Annotated in this window: 15 protein-coding genes; 8 read left to right on the forward strand and 7 right to left on the reverse strand. The window is 73.6% G+C overall.

What is annotated here, in order from left to right; translation table 11 throughout:
• Nucleotides 1-221: 221 nt before the first annotated feature.
• Both ACZ592_RS33060 and ACZ592_RS33065 read right to left on the reverse strand, forming a co-directional pair.
• The gene (locus tag ACZ592_RS33060; protein WP_471585375.1) at nt 222-1520 is read right to left on the reverse strand and encodes a PadR family transcriptional regulator; all 1299 of its coding nucleotides are present in this window, start codon (nt 1518-1520) and stop codon (nt 222-224) included.
• 1 nt (nt 1521) lies between these two features.
• Entirely contained in the window at nt 1522-2610 is a 1089-nt protein-coding gene (locus tag ACZ592_RS33065) for a DUF4097 family beta strand repeat-containing protein (RefSeq protein ID WP_471585376.1), read from the reverse strand.
• 429 nt (nt 2611-3039) lie between these two features.
• Here ACZ592_RS33065 and ACZ592_RS33070 point away from each other — a divergent pair, with 429 nt between their 5' ends.
• A complete protein-coding gene (locus ACZ592_RS33070; protein ID WP_471585523.1) occupies nt 3040-3897 on the forward strand; it encodes a hypothetical protein in 858 nt (285 codons plus the stop codon).
• A gap of 650 nt (nt 3898-4547) precedes the next feature.
• On the opposite strand, the gene ACZ592_RS33075 is transcribed toward ACZ592_RS33070, so the two are convergent.
• Nucleotides 4548-4730: a DUF6104 family protein gene (locus ACZ592_RS33075; RefSeq protein ID WP_003961784.1), complete on the reverse strand. Its 183-nt coding sequence runs from the start codon at nt 4728-4730 to the stop codon at nt 4548-4550.
• Between the two features lie 194 nt (nt 4731-4924).
• Between ACZ592_RS33075 and ACZ592_RS33080 the strand changes: the two genes are divergently transcribed.
• The 7 genes from ACZ592_RS33080 (at nt 4925) to fxsT (ending at nt 16857) form a co-directional block, all read left to right on the forward strand.
• Nucleotides 4925-5404, forward strand: coding sequence for a CU044_2847 family protein (locus tag ACZ592_RS33080; RefSeq protein WP_471585377.1), 480 nt, complete (start codon nt 4925-4927; stop codon nt 5402-5404).
• On the forward strand, nt 5397-7535 hold the full coding sequence (locus tag ACZ592_RS33085; protein ID WP_471585378.1) for a VMAP-C domain-containing protein: 2139 nt from the start codon (nt 5397-5399) through the stop codon (nt 7533-7535). The genes ACZ592_RS33080 and ACZ592_RS33085 overlap by 8 nt, the downstream gene beginning before the upstream one ends.
• A gap of 181 nt (nt 7536-7716) precedes the next feature.
• On the forward strand, nt 7717-8718 hold the full coding sequence (locus ACZ592_RS33090) for an AAA family ATPase (RefSeq protein ID WP_471585379.1): 1002 nt from the start codon (nt 7717-7719) through the stop codon (nt 8716-8718).
• Between the two features lie 4 nt (nt 8719-8722).
• Nucleotides 8723-12481: an SAV_2336 N-terminal domain-related protein gene (locus tag ACZ592_RS33095; RefSeq protein WP_471585380.1), complete on the forward strand. Its 3759-nt coding sequence runs from the start codon at nt 8723-8725 to the stop codon at nt 12479-12481.
• Entirely contained in the window at nt 12478-12672 is a 195-nt protein-coding gene (locus ACZ592_RS33100) for a hypothetical protein (RefSeq protein WP_471585381.1), read from the forward strand. Before ACZ592_RS33095 ends, ACZ592_RS33100 begins: the two co-directional genes overlap by 4 nt.
• Nucleotides 12669-13901, forward strand: a complete 1233-nt coding sequence (locus ACZ592_RS33105; protein WP_471585382.1) for an FxsB family cyclophane-forming radical SAM/SPASM peptide maturase — start codon at nt 12669-12671, stop codon at nt 13899-13901. Before ACZ592_RS33100 ends, ACZ592_RS33105 begins: the two co-directional genes overlap by 4 nt.
• Before the next feature lie 82 nt (nt 13902-13983).
• Nucleotides 13984-16857 (forward strand): FxSxx-COOH system tetratricopeptide repeat protein, encoded by a 2874-nt coding sequence (gene fxsT / locus ACZ592_RS33110; protein ID WP_471585383.1) that lies wholly within the window; start codon nt 13984-13986, stop codon nt 16855-16857.
• Between the two features lie 79 nt (nt 16858-16936).
• Here fxsT and ACZ592_RS33115 read toward each other — a convergent pair whose 3' ends face one another.
• The 4 genes from ACZ592_RS33115 to ACZ592_RS33130 form a co-directional block, all read right to left on the reverse strand.
• A complete protein-coding gene (locus ACZ592_RS33115; RefSeq protein ID WP_471585384.1) occupies nt 16937-20740 on the reverse strand; it encodes a multifunctional oxoglutarate decarboxylase/oxoglutarate dehydrogenase thiamine pyrophosphate-binding subunit/dihydrolipoyllysine-residue succinyltransferase subunit in 3804 nt (1267 codons plus the stop codon).
• A 276-nt stretch (nt 20741-21016) separates the two neighbouring features.
• Complete coding sequence (locus ACZ592_RS33120) at nt 21017-22096, reverse strand: sensor histidine kinase (RefSeq protein ID WP_471585385.1); 1080 nt, start codon at nt 22094-22096, stop codon at nt 21017-21019.
• Nucleotides 22097-22121: 25 nt separating this feature from the next.
• Entirely contained in the window at nt 22122-22862 is a 741-nt protein-coding gene (locus tag ACZ592_RS33125) for a response regulator transcription factor (protein ID WP_471585386.1), read from the reverse strand.
• Between the two features lie 65 nt (nt 22863-22927).
• Entirely contained in the window at nt 22928-23605 is a 678-nt protein-coding gene (locus ACZ592_RS33130) for a spermidine synthase family protein (RefSeq protein WP_471585387.1), read from the reverse strand.
• Nucleotides 23606-23774 lie beyond the last annotated feature (169 nt).

The following is a 23774-nucleotide window of genomic DNA, read 5'->3' on the forward strand; positions in this document are numbered from 1 at the left end:
TTCTTGTGGTTTTGTTTTTTTCTGTTTGTGCATTGTTTGTTTTGTTTTTTCTTTTTTTTTTTTTTTTCTTCCCCCCCCCCCCCCCCCCCCCCCCCCCCCCCCCCCCCCCCACGCCGCGTCGGTGTCGGGCCGGTGGCGCCGGGTCGGTGAAGCGCGGGTCGGTGTCGTTCGGGTTCCGTTCGGGTCGGTTCCGTTCGTGGTCGGTGTCGTTCGGATCGCGGTCAGGGGGCGGAGGTGCGCAGGGATGCCCCGATGTGTGCCGCCGCCTGGGACAAGTGGAGTCGGGCCACGCGGAGTTGCTCCTCCGTGACGCCGTGGTCACGGGCCGCGTCGCGGATGTCGTCCCGGAAGCGGTCCAGGAGCCGGTCGAGATCCCGGCCGGGGTCACCGGTGGAGTCCTCGCGGGCCCAGTCGGCGACGTAGTCCACGCGCAGGTCCTCGTGAGCGGGACTGAACTGCGGCCCGGCTCCTGCCGGATCCGCGGGGCCGGTGCCCGGTGCCGGTGCCTCCGTGCCTCGCGCCTCGGCGCCCGATGTCTGAGGGCCGGGCCCGCTCTTGGGCGCGGACTCGGTCCCGGCCGCGGTCCCGTTCGCCGGCTTGCTCCGGTCCCCGGTTCCGGGGGCCGGGGCCGGGGCAGGGACATCGGCGGGGGTGTCAGGCTTGGTCCCGGTCCCGGTCCCGGTCCCGGTCCCTGTCCCGCTCCCGTTCGCGGCGCCGGTCCCGTTGCCGAAGTTCTTCGCGAAGTCCTTGCCGAAGTCCATGCCGAACTCGCCGAACTCCTTGGCCAGTTCCGTCAGTCCTTCGCGAACGCCCGTCGGCCAGTCGCCCCGCGCGAAGTGGTCCTGGACCTGCTCCTGCACGCGCCGGGCGATACGCTGGACCTCCTCCTGGGCCTCCCGGGTCTGGGCGCGCGCCTTGTCCTGGGCGTCCTTGGCCTGACGGCGGGCCCGCTGGGCCTCGTCGCGTGCCCGGCGGCTCTCGTCCTTCGCGCGGCGCGCCTGCTCCTTCCACTCCTGCCTGGCCCGCTTGAACTCCTCCTTGGCCTGGCGCCAGCTCTCCTTGTCGCTCCAGGTGCCGTCGAAGAAGTCGGCAGGGTCGGGGAAGGGCTTGCCGGTGTCCGGGCCGCCCGAGGCGCGCGCCTCCTTGGCGGCGGCCCGCATCTCGCGACGCAGGTCCCCCGCGGCCCCCTGGACGCCGTCGCGGATCTCGGCGGCGAGCTCGGCGACCGACTCGCGGATCTCCAGCTCCAGGTCGGCCAGCTCGCCGCTGCGGTCGGCCAGCTCGGCGCGGCCGGCGTCCGTGATCGCGTAGACCTTCCTGCCGCCCTCGGTGGTGTGGGTGACCAGACCCTCGGCCTCCAGCTTCGCCAGGCGCGGGTAGACCGTGCCTGCCGATGGCGCGTACAGGCCCTGGAAGCGCTCCTCGAGGAGGCGGATCACCTCGTAGCCGTGGCGGGGGGCCTCGTCGAGCAGCTTGAGCAGGTACAGGCGCAGGCGGCCGTGGGCGAACACCGGGGGCATGTCAGAGCACCTTCTTGTCGGTCGGGCCGGTGCGCGGGCCGTCGGTCGGCGCGGCGTCGGCGGGGGCGGTGTCCGCCTCCGGGGCCGTTGCTTCGATGGTCTCAGCCTTGTCGGCCGGGGCGATGTCCAGGGGGACGTCGCGGTCCTCGCGGTCCTCGCGGTCCTCGCGGTCCTCGCGGTCCCCGTGGTCCTCTCGGTTCTCTGCGTTCTCTGCGTTCTCTCGGTTCTCGTGGTCCAGGGGGACGTGGTCGTCCAGCGGGGTCCCGCCGGGCGGCTCCTCCTCCATCTGTGGCCTGCGCAGGAGCGCGATGGAGCCGGACACCGTCGTCGCCCTGAGCCGGCCGCGCCCGGTGCCGAGCCGGCCCGTGATCCGCTTGGCGCCCCACTGGCCGCCCACCCGTAGGTCGTCGAAGGCGTTCGACACCGAACCGCTCGCCGTGTCCACCTCGACCTCGGCGTCCGCCGGGTGCGGCAGCCGGATCGCTATCTCGCCCGAGACGCTCGTCAGCTTCACCTCCGTCATGCCGCCCGCCGGGGCGAGGTCCACGATCATCGAGCCGCTCACCGAGTCGGCCCGCACGGAGGGGCCCGCCGCCTCGACGACGGTCAGGCTGCCCGAGACGGAGTTGAACCGGAGGTCGCCGGTGACGCCCTGCGCCTCCACACTCCCGGAGACCGTGTCCGCGCGGACCGGGCCCGCGAGGCCCAGCAGCGTCGTGTCGCCGGTGACGCCCTTCACCTCGGCGCCGCCCTCGATGCCGGAGACCACGGCGCCTGCGCCGACGACGCCCACCTCGACGCGGGTCGTGGCGGGCACGGCCAGGGAGACCAACGCGCTGCGCCGCCAGCCCTTGCGGTCGAGCCACTTGAGGAAGCCCTTCCAGGGCAGGTCGTCGTAGGCGACGGTGAGGGTGCCGCCCTCCTGCGTCACCCGCAGGGGTGGGCCCTCTATCTCGGAGACCTCCAGACGGGCGGAACCCTCGTCGGTGCCCACCACGTTCACCGTGCCGTTGACGACGCGGACGTGGAGCGCTGTCACCGGGGCGTCGAAGGTGAACTTCCGGGGCTCGGTGACGGACCACTCTGACATGGGCTGGCCTCCTTGGAGGGCGGGCGGGTGGACGCGACGCGCCATATCGCGTCTCTGTCATTCACGATATATCGCGGATCCCGTAAGTCAAGACACCCGAGGAGTGAACCCCGCTGTACCGGCCGGCCCGGACAGTGCCCGAGGCTCGTCAAGCGATGGCCCTACGAAACCGGTACGGAAAGACCAGCTCGCCTCCGGGCTGCTGTGGCGTCTGGCGCTTTATGCGCCGATTGCGGCGATCTGTCCTAGCGTGGGGCCATGTCGTCCGATGCCTCTTCGCCCGATGCGTCCGGCCCCGCCCCCGATGTCTCCGGGCCCGCCCCCGACGCTCCTGACGCCTACGCCCCTGGCGCTCCGGTGCCCGAGACCTCCGTGCCCGAGTCCTCCCTGCCCGAGACCTCCGTGCCCGACGCCGCTGTGACCGCCTCCGTGCCCGACACCTCTGCGCCCGGCGCTTCCGAGCCCGACGCCCCCCGGTCCGCCGCGACCCCCGGCGCCCTGCTGCTCTGCCGGGCCGAGCCCGACGTCGTCGAGGTCGCGGCCCAGCTGCTGCGCGAGCGGATGCTGCTCGTGGAGGCGGGCCGCGGCTGGAGCGTGCTGGTGCCCGAGGGCAAGCCGTGGCTGCACGGCGAGGAGCCCGTGGACCGGGTCCTGACCGGGTGGGCCACGGCGCTCGCGGTCGGCTCCGGGTGGCCCGTGCTCGCCCTGTGGTGGGACACCGACCGGTCCGGCTACACCCTCGCGGCGGGCTTCCGGCGGACCGTCGGGTACGTGTGGCTGGCGAACGGTACGCCGGTCGGGGAGGACGAGGCGATGCGGACGTTCGCCGCGCGGCTGGGCCTCGACCCCGTACTGGACATGCAGTCCCTGGAGGCCCTCGCCCGGCCCGACACGGCGGCCGACGCGCGCGCCAGAATGCTCGGACTCCTGGCCGTCCTCACCCGGACGGGGCTGACCCTGCCGACGGGCCTCGGCCCCGGCGAACCCGCCGACCGCCTGCGCGAGGTGGCACGGGTCCAGCAGGGCGTGCGGCAGGTCGAGTGGTCCGGGTGGCGGGACGCGGTGCGGGCGGAGTTCGGCGCGGTCGAGAAGGGCCCGCTCGGCCCCTGGGTGCGCGGCCCCAGGGCACGGATGCTGGCCGCCGCCCAGGTCGCGGCAGGACTGCCGCTCGCGGTGTGGGCGGCGCGGCGCCGCAGCGGAGGCTGGGCCGCGGCGGCGGCACTGCTGCTGGCGCAGGGTGCGGCGGGGCTCGTGTACGACCGGTTGCGGGCGCGGGGCCGGGGCTAAGGCTCTGTCCGTCCGGAGTGTCGGTTCGGGTGCCGCTCGGGCCGGCGCGACCGTCGCCCGCCCCCAGGGTGTGGATGCTGGTTGCCGCCGGTTCGGGGCGCGTGCCGTTGTTGGCGCAGGGTGCGGAGGGTTTCGCGTACGACCGGTTGCGGGCGCGGGACCCGGGACTCGGGCACTGGCCACCCGGAGTGCCGGTTAGGCATGCCGCGCCGGCAGGCATGACCCTCGGCCGCCCCCAGGGTGCGGATGCTGATCGCCGCCGGGTCTGGGTGGCCGCGCTGCCGCCGGCGCAGGGTGCGGCAGGGCTCGTGTACGACCGACCGGTGGCGGGGGCGGGGCTAGGGGGCTGGCCGTCCGGAGTGTCGGTTCGGGGTGCCGCACGGGCACGGACGGCCCTCGCCCGCCCCAGAGCGCGGATGCCGGCAGCCGCCCAGGTCAGCGTGGCGTGCTGCTGCCGGCGCAGGGCGCGGGGGCCTCACATACGGCTGGATGCTGCGGCGCGGGACCCGGACCCCTCCGACGGATCTCCGCGGCGTCGCATCGCCCGGATCCGGATGCCCGAAGCCGAGGGCCGAGGCCCGGGTCCGGTCCGGGGCCGAGCCCGGGTCCGGTCCGGGTCCTCAGAGGGGACCGGCGCCCCCCAGGGGCGCCTACTCGTCCTCGTCCTCGTCGTCCAGCCGCGCCAGCCACGTCGCCAGGCGCTCGACCGGGACCTCGAAGTCGGGGTTCAGGTCCACGAAGGTGCGGAGCTGCTCGGCGAGCCACTCGAAGGTGACCTCTTCCTCGCCGCGCCGCTTCTCCAGCTCCTCGATGCCACGGTCGGTGAAGTACAACTCATGCTCCTGTTGCGGACGGCCCTCTGTGGGAGGACGGCGGATTCCGATTCATCGTAGGCGGTACGGAGGCGGCGCCGACCTGGCCGGTTTCGTGCGCCGTCCGGGGGTCGCCTGCAACCATGCGGGCCATTAACCTCGTCGCAGATCAAGTAGCGAGGGCGAAGGGTGAGTTGAGCGGAGAGCGGGGGACAGTGGCAGGACATGTCCAGCAGATCGAGCTGCCCGGCGGGAAGATCGTGCACGCGCGCATCGGCGCGACCGGTGCCCACGGCGAGGACGACGAGGACGTCGGCGTGCTCGACAGCGCCGTCGCCCGGGTCGAGGAGCTCGGCGACCTCATCCGTTCGGTGGGCGCCTCCGTGCTGGACGCCGCGGCCGCCGCGAAACCCGACGAGGCCAGCGTCACCTTCGGTGTGGAGCTCAGCGCCAAGCCCGGCAAGGTGATCGCCGTGCTCGCCGAGGGCGAGGCCAAGGCCTCCGTGCAGGTCACGCTCACCTGGCAGCTGGAGCGCCGCGAGAACACCCCGCCGGACGCCCGGGCGCACGCCGCTCCCGGCGCGGCCGCAGGCACCGCTCCCGGCGCGGCCGCAGGCACCGCTCCCGGCGCGGCCGCGGACACCGCCCCCGCCGCCCGCCCCGACGGACAGCCCGCCGTGACCCCCCATGTCTGAACCCGCCCCCCGCCTCGACGCCCTCGCCCAGGCCGCCACCGTGCACCTCCTGGCGGCGGACGACGACGGCGCGCACGGTACGACCGCCGGGACCGCCGGGACCGCCGGGAGCGCCGGGAGCGACGCACGCGGCGCACGCGGCGCCGGGAACGCCGGAGAGGCAGCCATGTGGGGCAGCGGCTTCTTCGTCGCGCCCGGCTGGGTGCTGACCTGCGCCCACGTCCTGCGGCCCCATCTCGCCAAGGACCGCGGCCGGCCCTTCGCCGTGCGCGGCACCGACCTCAACGACGGCATCCCCGTCGCGGCCCGCCTGGCGCACTGGCTGATCGGCGACCACGAGCGGCCCGTGGTGCCGCCCGAGGAGGACCTCGCCCTGGTCCGGCTCGACGACGACACCGTGGAGCACGAGTGCGTGTGGCTCGCCGACGGTGCCGTACGCCCGTTCGGTGACGTCGTCGCGTACGGCTACCGGCCCGACGAGAACGACGGGAGCGCGGGCGCCAAGCCCTGGAGCGCCGACGCCGAGATCAACGTTCGCGACGACGGCGTCGGGCTGCGCTTCAAGCCCGACATCGCCTTCCCCAAGGGTGTCTCGGGCGGCCCGCTGCTCGATCCGCGCACCGGCGCCGTCGTCGGACTGATCAAATCGCGCCGCAGGGAGCGCGACGGCGGCATGGCCGTCGCGACGCTCGCGCTGCGCCGGTTCGGCGACGCCTACCGCACGGTGACGGCCGCCCACGACCGCTGGCACGGCACGGCCCCGCGCGTCATCACCGGCGACAACTGGATCGACGAACAGCAGCAGCTGCTCGGTACCGACCGTCGCCCGGGCCCCGACCAGTGGACCCCCAGGGACCGCCGCGCCGCCCTGAACCTGCTCGCCCGCCTGCCCGACCCGGGCGCCGCGCCGTCCGTCGCCAAGATCGTGCGCAAGGTGCGCGGCCGCAGGCCGCCCGGCGCCGCGCCCGCGCTGCTCACCTGGCGTGACGGCCACGGCCTGCTGTACGACAGCGCGCTGCCCGAGGACACCCTGACGTTCCTGCACTACCTGCGGCTCGTCGCCGCGTACGTCCGCAGCCGCGGCGGCGACGCGGAGCCGCTGGAGGCCTGGGTCGCCCAGCGGCTCCACGAGGACGACCGCATCCATCTGCACGCCCTGGTGACCGAGGCCCGCCTGCCCGACGGGCTGCTGCCCGCGCCCGGCGGCCCGGACCGCGTGGCCGTGCCCTACCCGGGCCCCGGCGAAGGACCCACCGTCACCGTCCTGCTCGACCCGGTGATCAGCGTGGCGCCCGCCCGTTTCCACTGGCAGATCTGGGTCAACCACGGCGACCGTCCCGAGGAGGGCGAAGGGTACGAGGAGACGTACGAGGACTCCTACGAAGGGGAGTTCGGGCGCGGTGACCCGGAGCTCGCCGCCGAGGACTACTCCGGCGAGGGCTACCTGCCGCGGGAGCTCGTCCAGGCACTGCGCGCCCCCCTCAGCAGGACCCTGCACCGCCTGGACGGCGAGGGACCTCCCGTGCCCCTCGAATTCGCCCTGCCCGCCGAGCACTTCGACACCCAGGTGCACCGCTGGCAGTTCGACGACATCGCGAAGCTGTACGCCACCGAGCGGCTCGGCACCCAGCGCCGCGTGGTCCTGCGCGACCTCGCCCGCCGGGCGGATCCGGACAACCCCGACTGGCACGACCGCTGGCGTTCGGTCACCGCCGCCCGCGAGCTGGCGCCCGCACGCGTCCCCGAACGGGACAGCAGGCCGCAGGCCCGGCACTTCCAGAAACTGCCGCAGACCGCCATCCCCGTGATGTGCCGCCCCGCAGGACGCGGCGTGGGACGCGACGCCATGAAGCTCGCCCTCGGCAGCGGTCACGGCGTCGTGCTCTGGCACATCGAGGGGCACGCGACCCGCGGCTGCCAGGACACCTGCGAGGACCTGCACACGGGAGTGGAGCAACTGCTCGCCCGGCTCGGCTCGGTCGCCGAACTCCCCGACCGGATCCGGCACATCCGCCAGGACATCAGCCGGGGCAGGGACGACCGGCACTGGGCGGAACCGCTCGCCCTCCTGTACGACGACCCGCGGCGGCCGCTGCCGCCCGAGGACACGACCCCGGCGGACTCGCCGTGAGGGCGGCCACGCCGTGTACCGGCACGGGCAGGCGCACCGCCCCGACCACCTGTCCGGAAAAGGCCGTTGAGCGGGCCCTGCGTGGGTACATTCCCAGGGGCCCGTTGTGGGCGCACACCGCCCTCGTCGGCCAGGACGTGGTCAGCGACCCAAGCCACCGACCGTCGACGAGGAGCACGCAGTGAGCGGATGGTTCATCTACGAGGGCGTCGGTGGTCCGGATCCGGACAAGGTCCGTCGGCTGCCCGCCCCGCCGCCGTGGCGTGCCTTCGATGCCCCCACGGTGCCGTACGACGTGCCGGACATCGACTCCGCGACGCGCCGCAGGCTCGGCGACGCCGACGTCCCGTTCTCCGTGCAGGGCGCCGAGACCCTCGAACTCATCAACGCCGCCCTCTACTTGCGGCGCCCCCTGCTCGTGACCGGCGAACCGGGATCCGGCAAGAGCACCCTCGCGCACTCCCTCGCGTACGAACTGGGGCTCGGCCGTGTCCTGCAGTGGGCCGTCGTCAGCCGCAGCGAGCTCAAGGACGGGCTCTACACGTACGACGCGATCGGCCGGCTCCAGGACAACCAGCTCGGCCGCGACCACGCCGAGGACATCGGCCGCTACCTGCGGCTCGGCCCGCTCGGCACCGCGCTCATCGCGTCCGACCGGCCGCGCGTGCTGCTCATCGACGAGCTGGACAAGAGCGACATCGACCTGCCGAACGACCTCCTGAACGTCCTGGAGGAGGGCGAGTTCGGCATCCCCGAACTGGAGCGGATCGCCGACCGGCCGGGGCAGGAGACCGTGCAGGTCCTGACCGACGACGGCCGCCGCGTGCCGGTCACCCGCGGCCGGGTGCGCTGTCGGGCCTTCCCCGTCGTCGTCCTGACCAGCAACCGCGAGCGCGAGTTCCCCGGCCCGCTGCTGCGCCGCTGCGTGCCCCTCGACCTCGAACCGCCCCGCGACCAGCGGCTCGCCGCGATGGTCCTCGCGCACTTCGGGACAGGGGCGTACGACACGAACATCGACCTCGTCGACCAGTTCACGGACGCCGAGGCGGACGGCGCGCTGCGCCCCACCGACCAGCTCCTGAACGCCATCTTCCTCGCCCAGCACGCCGCGCGGCAGCAGCCGGAGCGGCGCGAGGAGATCGCCGGGCTGCTCATGCGGCCCCTGGACCGAGGGCCGCGGTGACGCCGTGACCTCCGCCCCGCACCGCGCCGACGCCGTGAGCGACGCGCTCGCGACGCTCGTCGCGCGGCTGCGGGACGCCGAACTCACCCCCACCGCCCAGGAACTCGCGGACTCCCTGTGGCTCGCGGCCCGGCTCGCCGAGCGCGAGGGGAACACCGGGGAACGGCCCGTCGAGGCGGAGCCGGCGCGGCCGGCGCGGCCCGGCGCCGCCCCCGAGGCCACGCCGCACCGGTCGCCCGCCGCGCCCGCCCCCGCACCCCGCGTGCCGCCCCGTCCCGCGCCCCGCGCCCGCCTCGTCGTCCCCGTCCGCGACGGCGGTGGCCCCGAACGGCCCGGCGGCGTCCCCGTGCAGGTGCCCGCCGCCGCGGTGCTGCCCGACCCGCTCGCCCTTCAGCGCGCGCTGCGGCCCCTTCAGCGCTACCGGCCGCCCGTCCGTCCCGTGCCGCGCGACCTCGACGAACCGGCCACGGCGGAGCGGGCCGCCGACACCGGCCTCGTCGTCCCGGTGATGCGGCACGCGCGGCGGCGCGAGGCCCGGCTGCTGCTCGTGATGGACCTGTCGACCTCGACGGTCGTGTGGGAGCAGGCACTCGGCGAGTTGCGCCACGTCTGCGAGCGGTCCGGCGCCTTCCGCGAGGTGCAGGTGCAGTTCCTGCACGAGGGCGACGAAGGGCGGCCCGGGTACGCGGCGACGTCCCGCCCCGGCGCCGCGCTCCAGGACCCCGGGCGCCTGAGCGACCCCACGGGAAGCAGGCTGACCCTCGTGCTCAGCGACTGCGCGGGCCCGATGTGGCGCAGCGGACGGATGCAGCGGCTCCTGTACCGGTGGGGTTCGCTCGCGCCGGTCGCCGTGGTGCAGCCCCTGCCGCAGCGGATGTGGCGGCGCACGCACCTGCCCGCGCGCCGCGGCCACCTGCACCGGTGGGAAGGGCCGGCGGGGCGCCTGGAGTTCGCCCCCGCCGGCGGCGGGACGAAGTCCGGGCGGCGGAGCATCCCCGTGCCGGTGCTCGGGCTGCGGCGGTCCGCCGTCGAGGGCTGGGCCCGGCTCGTCTCGGGCGCGACCGGCCAGTCCCTGGAGGCCGCGGCGGGCCTCGCCCAGGCCGAGCACCGGCCGTCGTCGGCGCCCGTGCGGGCCCGGCAGGAGGTCGGCGGGGCGGAGCGGGTGCGGGCGTTCCGGCGCACCGCGTCCCCCGCGGCCTGGCAGCTCGCCGTGTTCCTCTCGGCGGTGCCGACGATCCTGCCGGTGATGCAGCTCGTGCAGCGCGCGATGCTCGCGGGCAGCGGACCGGAGGTACTGGCGGAGGTGCTGCTCGGCGGGCTCCTCAAGCGCAGCGAGCGGGACGACGACCCGGAGGTGCTCGCGTACCAGTTCCTGGACGGTGTCGAGGCGGAGCTCATCGGGCACCTCGCGCAGGACGACGCGCGGCTGTTGCAGAAGCACTGTTCGGACTATCTGGAGCGGCGGTTCGGGCGCAGCGTGCACAACTTCCCCGCCACGGCGGTCGCGCTGCTCGGCGACACGGGAGAGCCCCCGCGCTCCCCGGGCACCGGCGGCGACGCGGACCACCCCGGCCTGCGGGCCTTCGCCGAGGTGTCGGGGGAGGTGCTGCGGCGTTTCCTGCCCAGGTCCAGGACCGAGGACGGGCAGGACCCCGAGGGCGCGGACACGGCCGCGCTGCGGGCGGAGGCGAGGGCCGCACGCGAGCGGTACGCGCAGGGGCGGCAGGCGCGGGAACTGGACCGCGCGGTGGACCTGCTGGAGGCCGCCGTCGCGGGCGCGCGGGGCGGCCCGGTGCGCGACAGCCTGCTGGCCGAGCTCGGCGAGACGCTGTTCCTGCGGTGGACGGCGCGGCGCAGCGTCGCGGACCTGCGCGAGGGCCTGCGGGCCGCGGCCACCGTCACGGACCGGCCCCCGCAGACCCGCCTGCTGCTCGGCGCGGTGCTCATGGAGATCGCCGAGGAGGTGGAGCGCTCCGGCACGGCCGCGGCCGCGCTGCCCGACGAGGTGCGCGCACGGGCGGCCCGCCTCGGCGGCGACGCGCCGCGCGGCCCCCGCGGCACGCGCGGGGCGCTCTGGGCCGAGTACCTGCTCCTGAACGACGCGGCGGCCGAACTGCTCCCGGTCCCCGCCCACGTGGGCGACGACTCCGCCCACCCCGGCTGGCCCGCGCAGCGCGCCCTGGCGGAGGTGCTCGGCCGCCTCGCCGTGGTCGTGGCACGCCTGGTGGAGGCGGGCGTACGGATCCGGGGCGGGGGAGCCGCGGGCGGCCAAGGCACGGGACCGGACACCGCACCGGGCTCCGGCTCGGCCGAGACCTCCGCCCCCGAGGCGTCCACCGATACACCCCGCACCTCCCGGCGCGGCACGTCGGGCGGCCAGGGCGGCGGCGTGTTCGGCGGGCGCGTGGTCGAGGGCGGCGCCGGGCGTGGCGGCCTCGCGGACACCTTCGGGGGCACGTCCGGCGGCGTCCCACGCGTCGACTTCAGCGCCGGTGTCTTCCTCCCCCCGGCGGGTGCCGCGGCGAGCGTCCCCGCCGCCGCGGCGCGCTCCGCACCCCGGAGCGACCGCCTCGACCTCGGCGACGCCGCCTTCCGCGGCAGCACGCTCGGCCTGCCGCGGCACGGCTTCGAAGGGCCGCTCCCGCAGGACGTGTACGTCGACTTCATGCGCCGCGCCGTCGACACCACGGGCGTCCTGACCCTCGGCCCCGACCCGGCGGACGGCTTCCTGCTGCGCGGGCGGCTGCGCAAACGCCTCGCGCGGCACTGCACGGGCCGGGGCGAGATCGCGCGGGACGGCGGCGACCGGGGCGCGCCGGACGGCAGCGCCATCGCCGCCGACGCCTGCGACGACCTCCAGGAGGCCCTCGCGCGGGGCACGTTCGCCGCCGACGAACGCAGCCTGGCCTGGCTCGACCTCGCGGAGGCGCTGCAGCTCGCCTGGTGCCACGACGCCGACGAGGGCGGCCGGCGGCTGATCCGCAACGCCCTGGAGGAGGCCCTCGAAGCGGCCGACGGCGACCACGGCCTGACGCTCGCCTGCCATGTGCGGGGCGCGGACATGTACTGGGCGCGCCATGTGGCTACCGGCCTGCCCGAGTACCGCCAACTCGCCGTCGAAGGCTGGGAGAAGGCCCTCCCGATGACCTCGCGCGACGACCCGAGCCAGGTCGTCCTGATGGCCAGGCTCGGCACCGCGCTCGCCCAGCGGGGCGTCGAGACGCACTCCGCGGCGGACACCGACGCCGCCGTGCGCCACCTGCGCGAGGCCGTCGACGCGACACCGTCCCTGGACCCGGGCAGGGACGAGCGCCGGATGCACCTGGCCAACGCGTACATCGCCCGCTTCCAGGTGCAGGAGGTCCTCGCCGACCTGCACGAGGCCGAATGGCTCCTCGGCGCCGTCGCCCGAAGCGTCACCGAGCCGGTGCTCGCCGCGTACTGCTGGCTGCGGCGCGGCGAGGTGGCCGCGCAGATCTTCGCCCGCACCGACGCCCTCGTACAGCTCCACTGGGCGGCCGAGTACTACCGCAGGGCGGCCGAGGCGGCCGTGGCCGCCGACGAGCCCTCCCTCGCCGCGGAGGCCTACCAGTCGCACGCCGAGACCCTTGAGGAACTCGAAGACCCGGAGCGGGCGTTGACGGAGTACCACAACGCGCGGCGGCTGCTCCCCGAGTACGGACCCGACGCCGCCGTCTACGTCCGCGCCGACGAGATCCGCGCCGCCATCACCCGGCTAGAGAACCTGCTGGGAGGGGCGTGAGCGCCCCCGCCGCCGAGAGCGGCATACCCCTGCCCGACCGGCGCCCGCTGCCCGAACTGCCGCCGCTCGCCGCCCTCGCGCCCCACGCGGCCCGCGCGGGCCACCCCGTCTACGCCGCCCTGCTCGCCGACCTCGCGGGGCGCGCCGCCGCCGGGGGCCCGGTCGTCGCCCGCTACGAGGACGCCCCGTGAACGGCCCCGAGGGACCGCACCCCACCTGGCCGCACGCCACCCTGGACCCGGCCGCCCACCACCCCGTCCCCTTCCGCCAGTTCGTCCTGAAGGTCCACGGCCGCTGCAACCTGGACTGTACGTACTGCTACATCTACCGCTCCCCGGACACCAGCTGGCGCGACCGCCCGGCCCGCGCGGGAGCCGACGTGCGGCGGCGCGCCGCGGAGCGCATCGCCGAGCACGTCGTCCGGCACCGCATCCCCCGCATCCGCGTCGAACTGCACGGCGGGGAGCCGCTGCTGAGCGGCCCGGACGCCGTCGTCGCGTACGCCCGCGAGGTACGGGACGCCGTCCCCGCCGCCTGCGAGGTGACCGCCACCGTCCAGACCAACGGCACCCTCCTCACCCGGCACGCCCTGGACCGTCTGACCGCCGCAGGCATCCGCGTCGGCCTCAGCCTCGACGGCGGGCGGGCCGACCTCAACGCCCGCCGCACCGACCACGCGGGACGCCCCGCCTGGCCCGCCGCACGGGCGGCCGCACGGCTCCTCGCCGCGCACCCCGACGCGTACGCGGGAATCCTCTGCACCATCGACCTCGCCGCCGACCCGCTGGACGTGTACGAGTCGCTGCTCGGCCTCGCCCCGCCCGGCGTCGACTTCCTGCTGCCGCACGCCCACTGGGGCGCCCCGCCGCCCGGCGTCGCCCCCGAGGAGCGGCCCGGCAGGCACCGGCCGCGGCCGACCCCCTACGGCGACTGGCTCGCCGCCCTCTTCGACGTCTGGTGGGACGCGGGACGGATGCGCACCCGCGTCCGCCTCTTCCGGGAGATCGCGGCGCTGCTGCTGGGCCTGGACAGCACCGCGGAAGCCGTCGGCCTGTCACCGCTCGCCGCCGTCGTCGTCGACACGGACGGCGCGATCGAACAGGTCGACTCGCTGAAGTCGGCCTACCCCGGCGCCCCCGCCACCGGCCTCGACGTCTTCAGGAACGGCTTCGACGAGGCCCTGCGCCACCCCGGCATCGCCGCCCGCCAACTCGGCCTGGAAGCCCGCTCCGAGGAATGCCGGGGCTGCCCCGTCGTCCGGGTCTGCGGCGGCGGCAACTACGTCCACCGCTACGCTCCCGGCAGCGGATTCCTGCACCCCAGCGTCTACTGCCCCGACCTGGAACGCCTCGTCCGGCACATGGCGGACCGCCTCGCGGCCGTCACCTCGCTCTCCACCGCACCAACTCGACTCATCTGACCCAGCTTTGACGCACAATTGGATTCCCTGTGCACGCGCGTGACAGTTCCGCCGTCGCCCCACCGCTGAAGGAGGCCACGCCATGACCGGACAGCCGGGCGGTGAGCGTCCGCACGTCACCGTGATCTTCGCGGGCCAGAGCGAGTCCTGGGCCAAGTGGATCGAGCACCAGATCCGCGCGGCGGGCCGCGGCACCACCCTGGTCCGCTGGAACCCGCTGCAGCGCCCGCCCACCGCCGACGCCCTCACCGACCTCCTCGACGCCCCCGGCCGCATCCTCCTGCTCATCGACGACTGGTACGAGAAGCTCGGCGCCGAACGCTTCGCGGCGTGGGCCGCGGCGCTGCGCGCGGTCCTGCCCGCCCACCGCGACCGCATCGCCGCCGTCAGCATCACCGCCAAGGCGCTGCCCGACGCCGTCATCGCGCTGGCCCCCGTTGAACTGCGCGGGCTGCGCCCCGAGGCCGCCCGCAGCCGCGTCCTGGAATGCGCGGGCATCGCCGCCCCGATGACCCTCGTCGCCCTCGCGCGCGGCCCCCGCTTCCCCGACGACCTGCCCGAGGTGTGGAACGCGCAGCGCCGCAACCGCCGCTTCACCGGCCGCACCCACCTGCTGGAGAGCGTCCACGACACCTTCGCCGCGGCCGGCGGCGAGGGGTGCGCGGTCGCCCTGCACGGGCCCGGCGGCATCGGCAAGACCCAGCTCGCCCTGGAGTACGTCCACCGGTTCGCGGGGGACTACGACATCGTGTGGTGGGTCACCGCCGCGGCCCGCGTCACCGCCCGCGAGCAGTTCGCCGCCCTCGCGCCCCGCCTCGGCATCGAGGTGACGGGACAGCTCGACACGGTCATCGACGCGGTGCGCCGCGAACTGACCCGCACGGCACGCCCCTGGCTGCTCGTCCTGGACGGCGCGGAGTCACCCGAGAAGGTCGGCGACCTCGTCCCCGACGGGCGCGGCCACGTCCTGATCACCACCCTCAGCGCCGACTGGGCCGCCCACACCGAGGCGGCCGTCCTCGTCCCGCCCTTCGAGCGCGGCGAGAGCGTCGCCTTCGTCGGCCGCAGGGCCGCCCGGCTCACCGAGGGCGAAGCGGCGCGCCTGGCCGAGGCCGTCGAGGACATGCCGCTGCTCCTCGACCAGATGGCGGCCTGGCTCGACGTCACCCCCACCGCCGACGTGCCCGGCTACATCAAGGACATCCGCGGCGGCAGGCCCGACCGCTTCGGCGTCGTGGAGTCCCGCGACTACCCCGAGTCCTTCCAGATCGCCTGGGCCAAGACCCTCAACACCCTGCGCGAGGGCGCCGCGACGGCCTGGCAGCTCCTCAACCTCCTCGCCTGCTTCTCCCCGGACGTCGTGCCGGTCCGCCTGCTGCAGACCGCCCGCCGCGGCGACCTGCCGCGCCCGCTGGCCGACCTGGTGTCCGAGCCGAGCAGCTGGAACACCGCGCTGCGCAGGCTCTCCGAGATCACCTCCATGCGCGTCGAGTACGAGCCGGGACGCATGGACATCCAGCGCGTCAGCACCCTGCGCATGCACCGCCTCTTCCACCGCTACGTCGTCGGCATCCAGTCCCCGCACGACCGCAGGCGCTACTCCGAGGCCGCCCGCAAGGTCCTGGTCACCGCCGACCCGCGCGACCCGGGATCACCCGCCAACTGGGCGCGCTACGGAGAGCTGATCCCGCACCTGGAGCCGTCGGGCGCCCTCGCCGCCACCGACGACGACGTGCGCGAACTCGTCCTGAACTGCATCGAGTACCTGCGCATGCGCGGCGAGGAGAGGGACGGCCACTGGCTCAGCACGGAGGCCGTCCGGCACTGGCGCGAGGAGTCCGGGCCCACCGACCGCGCCGTGCTCGTCGCCGTCCACCAGCAGGCCAACATGCTCCGCAGCCTGGGCCGCACCACCGAGGCGGAGTCGGTGGGCCGCGACATCCTGGACCGGCTCACCGCCGCGGACGGCGCCCGGCCCATCGAGGTGATCCGCGCCAAGGACGGCCTCGGCGGCACCCTCATGGCGATGGGCCGCTACGACGAGGCACGCGTACTCTTCGAGGCGGCCGCGGACCAGGCATCGGCGGAGCTGGGCGGCGAGAGCGTGCCCCGCACCCTCAGCCTGCGCAGCAACCTCGCGGTCGCCGTCGGCCTCCAGGGCCACTACGCCGAGGCGCTCGCCCTGCACCGCAGGATCCTGGAGGACCGCGTGCAGCTCCTGGGCGGCAAGAACCCGCTGACGCTGCACTCCGCGCTGCGCACCGCCTGGATGCTCCGCCTGCTCGGCAACTACGCCGAGGCCCAGGAGATCCAGGGCCACAACTCCCGGCTGCACGCCCAGGTCCTTGACCGCAGCCACAGCCAGACGCTGTACGCGGAGCACAACCTCGCCCTGTGCGCCCGCCGGACCGGCGACCTCCAGTTCGCCCAGGTCCTGATGCGCCAGGTCTACGAGAAGGTGCTGCGCAGGCGCGGCGAGCGGCACCCCGACGCGCTCATGGTCTGCTGCGACTACGCGATGCTCCTGCGCCACCTGGGCCGGGCGGGAGAGGCCCGCGAACTGGCCGAGCGCACCGCCGCGGTGTACGCGGAACAGCTCGGCGACTCCCATCCGTACGCCATAGGGGCCCGGGGCAACGTGGCCGCGCTGCTGCGGGACGCCGGGGACCTGGGCACGGCGCTCGCCCTGTCCGGGCGGACCAGCCGGCAGATGGAGCGCGCGGTGGGACCCGAGCACCCCTGGGCGCTGGGCTGCGCCCTGAACGGCGCCACCACCCTCGCGCTGGGCGGTGACACGGACGGCGCGCTGGCCCTCGGCAGACCGGCGGCGGAGCGGGCCGCCCGCACGCTCGGCGCCTCCCACGCCCTGACCCGCGACCTCGGCTCGGTCCTCGCCCTCGGCACCGGCACGCAGGGGCGCACCCCGCACTGGGACTTCGAGCCCCAGCCGATCTGACGGAGAACGCCGGTGGGCCCGGCCCCGAGTCTGAACTCGGGGCCGGGCCCACCGCACGTCGCGCCGCAGAAGCAGCCGCTTACGCCTCGAAGACCTCGCTGAGCAGGTGCTCCTGCTCAGCCTGGTGACGCTTGGCCGAACCGACCGCCGGGGACGAGCTGTGCGGCCGCGAGATGCGGCGCAGGCGCTCGCCGTGCGGGATGTCCGCGCCGACCGCCAGGTCCAGGTGGTCGATGAGGTTGAGGGCGATGAAGGGCCACGCGCCCTGGTTCGCCGGCTCCTCCTGCGCCCACAGGTACTTCTCTGCGTTCGGGTACTTGGCGATCTCGGCCTGGAGCTCGGCACCCGGCAGCGGGTACAGGCGCTCGATGCGCAGGATCGCCGTGTCCGTGGCGCCGCGCTTCTGACGCTCGGCCTCCAGGTCGTAGTACAGCTTGCCGGAGCAGAAGACGACCTTGCGGACCGCCGACGCCTCGACCGAGTCGTCGCCGATGACCGGGCGGAAGCCGCCCGTCGTGAACTCCTCCGTCTTCGAGGCCGCCGCCTTGAGGCGCAGCATCGACTTCGGGGTGAAGACCACCAGCGGCTTGTGGTGCGGGTTGTGCACCTGCCACCGCAGGAGGTGGAAGTAGTTCGACGGGAGGGTCGGCATCGCGACCGTCATGTTGTTCTGCGCGCACAGCTGCAGGAAGCGCTCGATGCGGGCGGACGAGTGGTCCGGGCCCTGGCCCTCGTAGCCGTGCGGCAGGAGCAGGGTGACACCGGAGTGCTGGTTCCACTTCTGCTCGGCGGCGGAGATGTACTCGTCCACCACCGTCTGCGCGCCGTTGACGAAGTCGCCGAACTGCGCCTCCCACATCACCAGCGACTCGGAGCGGGCCAGCGAGTAGCCGTACTCGAAGCCCATCACCGCGTACTCGGAGAGCAGCGAGTCGTAGACGTTGTAGCGCGCCTGGTCCTCGGAGAGGTACATGAGCGGCGTGAAGTCCTCGCCGGTGGCACGGTCGATGAGGACCGCGTGGCGCTGGCCGAACGTGCCGCGGCGGGAGTCCTGGCCCGACAGGCGGACCGGGGTGCCCTCAAGGAGCAGCGAGCCGATGGCGAGGGTCTCGCCCATGCCCCAGTCGATCGTGCCCTCTTCGACCATCGTCGCGCGGCGCTGCAGCTGCGGCAGCAGGCGCGGGTGGACGGTGACCCGGTCGGGGATGTTGACCTGGGACTCGGCGATCCGCTTGACGACCTCCTGGGAGATCGCGGTCTCGACGTGCACCGGGAACTCGGCCTGCGGCGAGGGCACCTCGGCCTGCGCCGGCTGCGAGACGGCCTCGCGGACCTCGGTGAAGACCTTCTCCAGCTGGCCCTGGAAGTCCTGCAGCGCCTGCTCGGCCTCTTCCAGGGTGATGTCGCCGCGACCGATGAGGGACTCGGTGTAGAGCTTGCGCACCGAGCGCTTCTTGTCGATCAGGTCGTACATCAGCGGCTGCGTGAACGCCGGGTTGTCCGACTCGTTGTGACCGCGGCGGCGGTAGCAGATGAGGTCGATGACGACGTCCTTGTTGAACGCCTGCCGGAACTCGAAGGCAAGGCGGGCAACGCGGACGACGGCCTCGGGGTCGTCGCCGTTCACGTGGAAGATCGGCGCCTCGATCATGCGGGCCACGTCGGTGGCGTACATGGAGGAGCGCGAGGACTCCGGGGCGGCGGTGAAGCCGACCTGGTTGTTGATGACGATGTGGACCGTGCCGCCCGTGCGGTAGCCGCGCAGCTGCGACATGTTGAGCGTCTCGGCGACCACACCCTGGCCCGCGAAGGCCGCGTCACCGTGCAGGGCGACGGGCAGGACCGTGAAGTCCGTGCCGCCCTTGTTGATGATGTCCTGCTTGGCGCGGACGATGCCCTCGATGATCGGGTCGACCGTCTCCAGGTGGGACGGGTTCGCGGCCAGCGAGACCTTGATCTGCTCGCCGTCCAGGCCCGTGAAGGTGCCCTCGGCGCCCAGGTGGTACTTCACGTCGCCGGAGCCGTGCATGGACTTGGGGTCCATGTTGCCCTCGAACTCGCGGAAGATCTGGGCGTACGACTTGCCCACGATGTTCGCCAGGACGTTCAGGCGGCCGCGGTGGGCCATGCCGATGACGACCTCGTCCAGGCGCGACTCGGCGGCGCTGTCGAGCACGGCGTCGAGCAGCGGGATGACGGACTCGCCGCCCTCCAGGGAGAAGCGCTTCTGGCCGACGTACTTCGTCTGCAGGAACGTCTCGAAGGCCTCGGCGGAGTTCAGCCGGCGCAGGATGCGCAGCTGCTCCTCGCGCTCGGGCTTGGTGGCGTGGGTGCGCTCGATGCGGTCCTGCAGCCACTTGCGCTGCTTGGGGTCCTGGATGTGCATGAACTCGACGCCGGTGGTGCGGCAGTACGAGTCGCGCAGCACGCCGAGGACGTCGCGCAGCTTCATCATCGACTTGCCGGCGAAGCCGCCGACCGCGAACTCCCGCTCCAGGTCCCACAGGGTGAGGCCGTGCTCGGTGATGTCCAGGTCGGGGTGCTTGCGCTGCTTGTACTCCAGCGGGTCCGTGTCGGCCATGACGTGGCCGCGCACCCGGTAGGAGTGGATCAGCTCGAAGACGCGGGCGGCCTTCGTGACGTCGTCGTCGTGCGAGGCGTCGATGTCCTTGAGCCAGCGGACCGGCTCGTAGGGGATGCGCAGCGCCTTGAAGATCTCGTCGTAGAACTCGTTCTCGCCGAGCAGCAGGTTCGCGACGATCCGCAGGAACTCGCCGGAGGCGGCGCCCTGGATGACCCGGTGGTCGTAGGTCGACGTGAGCGTCATGACCTTCGAGATGCCGAGCTTGTTCAGGGTGTCCTGGGAGGTGCCCTGGAACTCCGCGGGGTAGTCCATGGAGCCGACGCCCATGATGACCGACTGGCCGGGCATCAGGCGCGGGACCGAGTGGACGGTGCCGAGGCCGCCGGGGTTGGTCAGGGAGACCGTGACCCCGGTGAAGTCGTCCATGCCGAGCTTGCCGTCGCGTGCGCGGCGGACGATGTCCTCGTAGGCCTGCCAGAACTCGAAGAAGTTCAGGGTCTCGGCCTTCTTGATGCCCGCGACGACCAGCTGGCGGTCGCCGTTGGGCTTCACCAGGTCGATGGCGAGGCCGAAGTTGATGTGCTCCGGCTTGACCAGGGTCGGCTTGCCGTCCTTCTCCACGAAGGAGTGGTTCATCGACGGCATGGCCTTGATGGCCTGCACCATCGCGTACCCGATGAGGTGCGTGAAGGAGATCTTCCCGCCGCGGGCGCGCTTGAGGTGGTTGTTGATGACGATGCGGTTGTCGAAGAGCAGCTTCACCGGGACCGCGCGGACCGACGTGGCCGTCGGGACCTCGATCGAGGCGTTCATGTTCTTCGCGACGGCGGCGGAGGGGCCGCGCAGCGTCACGTACTCGGGGCCTGCCGGGGCCTCGGTCGCCGGCTCCGCCTTCGCGGCGGGCTTGGCGGCCGCGGGCTTGGCCGCGGGCTTCGCGGCCGGGGCCGGGGCCGGAGCGGCCTCGGCGGGCTTCGCGGGAGCGGCCGGAGCCTGGGCCGCGGGCTTCGCCGGGGAGGCGGCGGGCGCGGCGGGTGCGGCGGGAGTGCTGGTGGACGCGGCCCCCGCGGCCGTGTCACCCGCCGGCTTCGCCGGGGCGGCGGGTACGGAAGCCCCGACTCCTGGCTTGTAGTCGGCGAAGAAGTCCCACCAGGCTCGGTCGACCGAATTCGGGTCCTGGAGGTACTGCTGATAGATCTCGTCGACGAGCCACTCATTGGGACCGAAGGCAGCAGCAGGGTCCTTGCCCTGCCCGTCTTGGTCGGTCGAGACGCTCGAGCTACTGGGGGACTGTGACGACACGGCGGTAACCGCCCTCTTCCGCTTCACAAGGTGATGGACAGCGGAAATAAAGGCTACGCCTCCCAGGCCGTGAGGTGCAGACCGGGCCCGGCATCCGTCGCGTAAGTCACACTGGATCAGTGGTTTCGGGGCGGTAAATGGCGGGAAACAAGCGAGGTTCTGCAACGCCAGATGGCCGCGCGGGTACGTCGGGGCGACGTCTACGCGCGGCGGCGGCTCCCGAGTGCCCCGAACAGGCACCCGTGAATCGCTTCCGCTTCGAACCCTACGTCAAGTTCACGCTTCGGGCAGGCCCGGAAGAGTGACCTGGATCCGGCAGCCGCGAGGGGATTCGGCCACCCCGATGTGACCGCCGTGCAGATCGACCGCCCAGCGCGCGATGGCCAGGCCGAGGCCCGTGCCGCCGTCGTTGCCCGAGCCCTTGCCGGGCGAGCCCGCGTGGCTGCCGCGGTTGAAGCGCTCGAAGACGCGGTGCCACTCCGACTCCGGGATGCCGGGGCCCTCGTCGAGGACCTCCAGGTCCAGGGACTCGGGGTAGGGGCCGCGCCGGGCCCGCACCGTCACGCGCCCGTGCGGCGGGCTGTGCTTGACCGCGTTGTCGATGAGGTTCGCCACGACCTGGTGGAGCCGCTCCGCGTCCGCGTGGGCCGTCAGCTCCGGGGGCGAGACGTCCAGGTGCAGATGGACGTCCGTACGCGTGTGGCTGCCGGAGCCCGACGCGATGCCCGCGCGCGCGGAGGCCACCATGTTGGCTTCCTTGAGGACGCCCGACAGATAGGGCCACACCTCGAAGCGGCGGGCCTTGAGCGGGACGACGCCGTTGTCCAGGCGGGAGAGGTCGAGCAGGGTCTCGACGAGCCTGCCGAGGCGCTCGGTCTGCTTCAGGGCGGTGCGCATCGTCTCGGGGTCGGCGGCCGACACGCCGTCGACGACGTTCTCCAGGACGGCGCGCAGGGCCGCGATGGGGGTGCGCAGCTCGTGCGAGACGTTGGCGACGAGCTCCTTGCGCTGGGTGTCCTGGGCCTCCAGGTCGTCGGCCATCGCGTTGATCGTGGACGCCACGTCGCCCAGCTCGTCGCGCCGGTCGGCGCCGCGCACCCGGCGCGTGTAGTCGCCGTGCGAGACGGCGCGGGCCACCGCGTTCATCTCGTCGAGCGGCGCGGTGAGGCCGTGCGCCACGAACTGGGTGATGAGGAGCGTCGCGATCACCGAGAACACGGTGATGAAGCGCAGCTCGGTCTCGGTCTCCATGGCCACCAGGAGCAGACCGGTGGTGATGAACACCGAGACGACCACGAGGGCGCCGAGCTTGGTCTTGATGGAGAACGGCCGCAGTTCTCCGAAGGGCCCGCTCATCGCGCGTCCGGCCGCACGAGGAGCCTCACGGGGTGGGGGTCTCCAGCGCGTACCCCACGCCGTGCACCGTGCGGATCCGCTCGGCCCCGATCTTCCGGCGCAGCGCCTTGATGTGGCTGTCGACGGTGCGGGTGCCGGACGCGTCGGCCCAGTCCCACACCTCGGCGAGCAACTGCTCCCGGGAGAGGACCGCCCGCGGGGTGTTGGCCAGGCAGACCAGGAGGTCGAACTCCGTGGGCGTCAGGTGGACGTCCTCGCTGCGCACCCGCACACGCCGCTGGGCGTGGTCGATCTCCAGCTCGCCCAGGCGCAGGATGCCGCTGCGGGGCGTGGTCGCGGCGAGCGCGGCCCGCTCGACGCGACGCAGCAGGACGTGCACGCGGGCCGCGAGCTCCCGCATGGAGAACGGCTTGGTCATGTAGTCGTCCGCGCCGACCCCGAGCCCGACCAGCATGTCCGTCTCGTCGTCACGCGCGGTGAGCATGAGGACCGGCACGGGCCGCTGGGCCTGTACCCGGCGGCACACCTCAAGGCCGTCGAAGCCCGGCAGCATGATGTCGAGAATCAGCAGGTCGGGCTGCCAGGCCTGGGCGGTGTCGACCGCGGACGGGCCGTCGCCCGCCGTTTGCACAACAAAACCCTCGGCCCGCAGCCGGGCGGCGATGGCGTCGACGATCGTCGGGTCGTCCTCGACCACCAGCACCCGGCGCTGAGCGCCCTGCGTCGCCGCCGCGGCGCCGTTCTGGGAGGTGTGTGTCTGCTCCATCGCCCGCCCCTGACACTGATCGCTTGTGTTCGGTCAGCAGAGTACGGGTCGCGAAGGCACCTCGGCTACGCAGCCCTTACGCCGAGATGGACCACGTCCGGGACGCCTCGGGCAACGGGGATCTCTTCCGCCCGTACCTGTTGGAACCCGGCATTCCGTAGAGCGTCGTCGAAAGCGGGCGAGGGCTTGGCGGACCACACGGCGAGCACTCCGCCGGGGTTCAGACGGGCTTTGCACGCGGCCAGACCCGCAGGCGAGTAAAGGGAGTTGTTGCCCTCCGTCACCGTCCAGTCGGGGCCGTTGTCGATGTCCAGACAGAGCGCGTCGTACGTCTCCGGGGCTTGCGAGAGATACGCGACGAGGTCCGTGTGAAGAATCTGCGCACGTGCGTCGGCGAGCGCGGATCCGGACAGCTCGGCGAGCGGGCCGCCGCGGTGCCAGTCGATGATCGCCTCCTCGCGCTCGACCACCGCGATGCGCCCCCAGCGGGGGTCGGCGGCGGCGTGCGCGAGGGAGAAGCCGACGCCGAGACCGCCGATGAGCAGGGCGGGATCCGGCCGGTCGTCGAGGGCGTCGCGGGCCGCGTCGACGAGCAGGCGCTCGGAGCGGCCGTCGGAGGTGTCCATCAGGAAACAGCCGTTGGCGATGATCTGCAGCAACTCACCGTGGCGCCGCAGGACGACCTCGCCGCATGGACCCTCGCGCCGGTCGAGGACGACGGGGGCGGTGGTGTGGGTGTGCATGGCGCCAGCCTAGGAGAGGTAGGAGGGGCGGGTCCCGGGGTAGGGAAGAGTTCTCCACGCAACGCAGCGGCGGCCCGAGAGGTTGCTGTGACCTGCGTCTCACGTGGCGCCGGTCATAGACAACGCCAGAAATAAGGGCAAAGGGTGGGCCGGGACGGAAGGAGCGCCT

It is taken from the genome of Streptomyces sp. NPDC040622, from assembly GCF_055593965.1.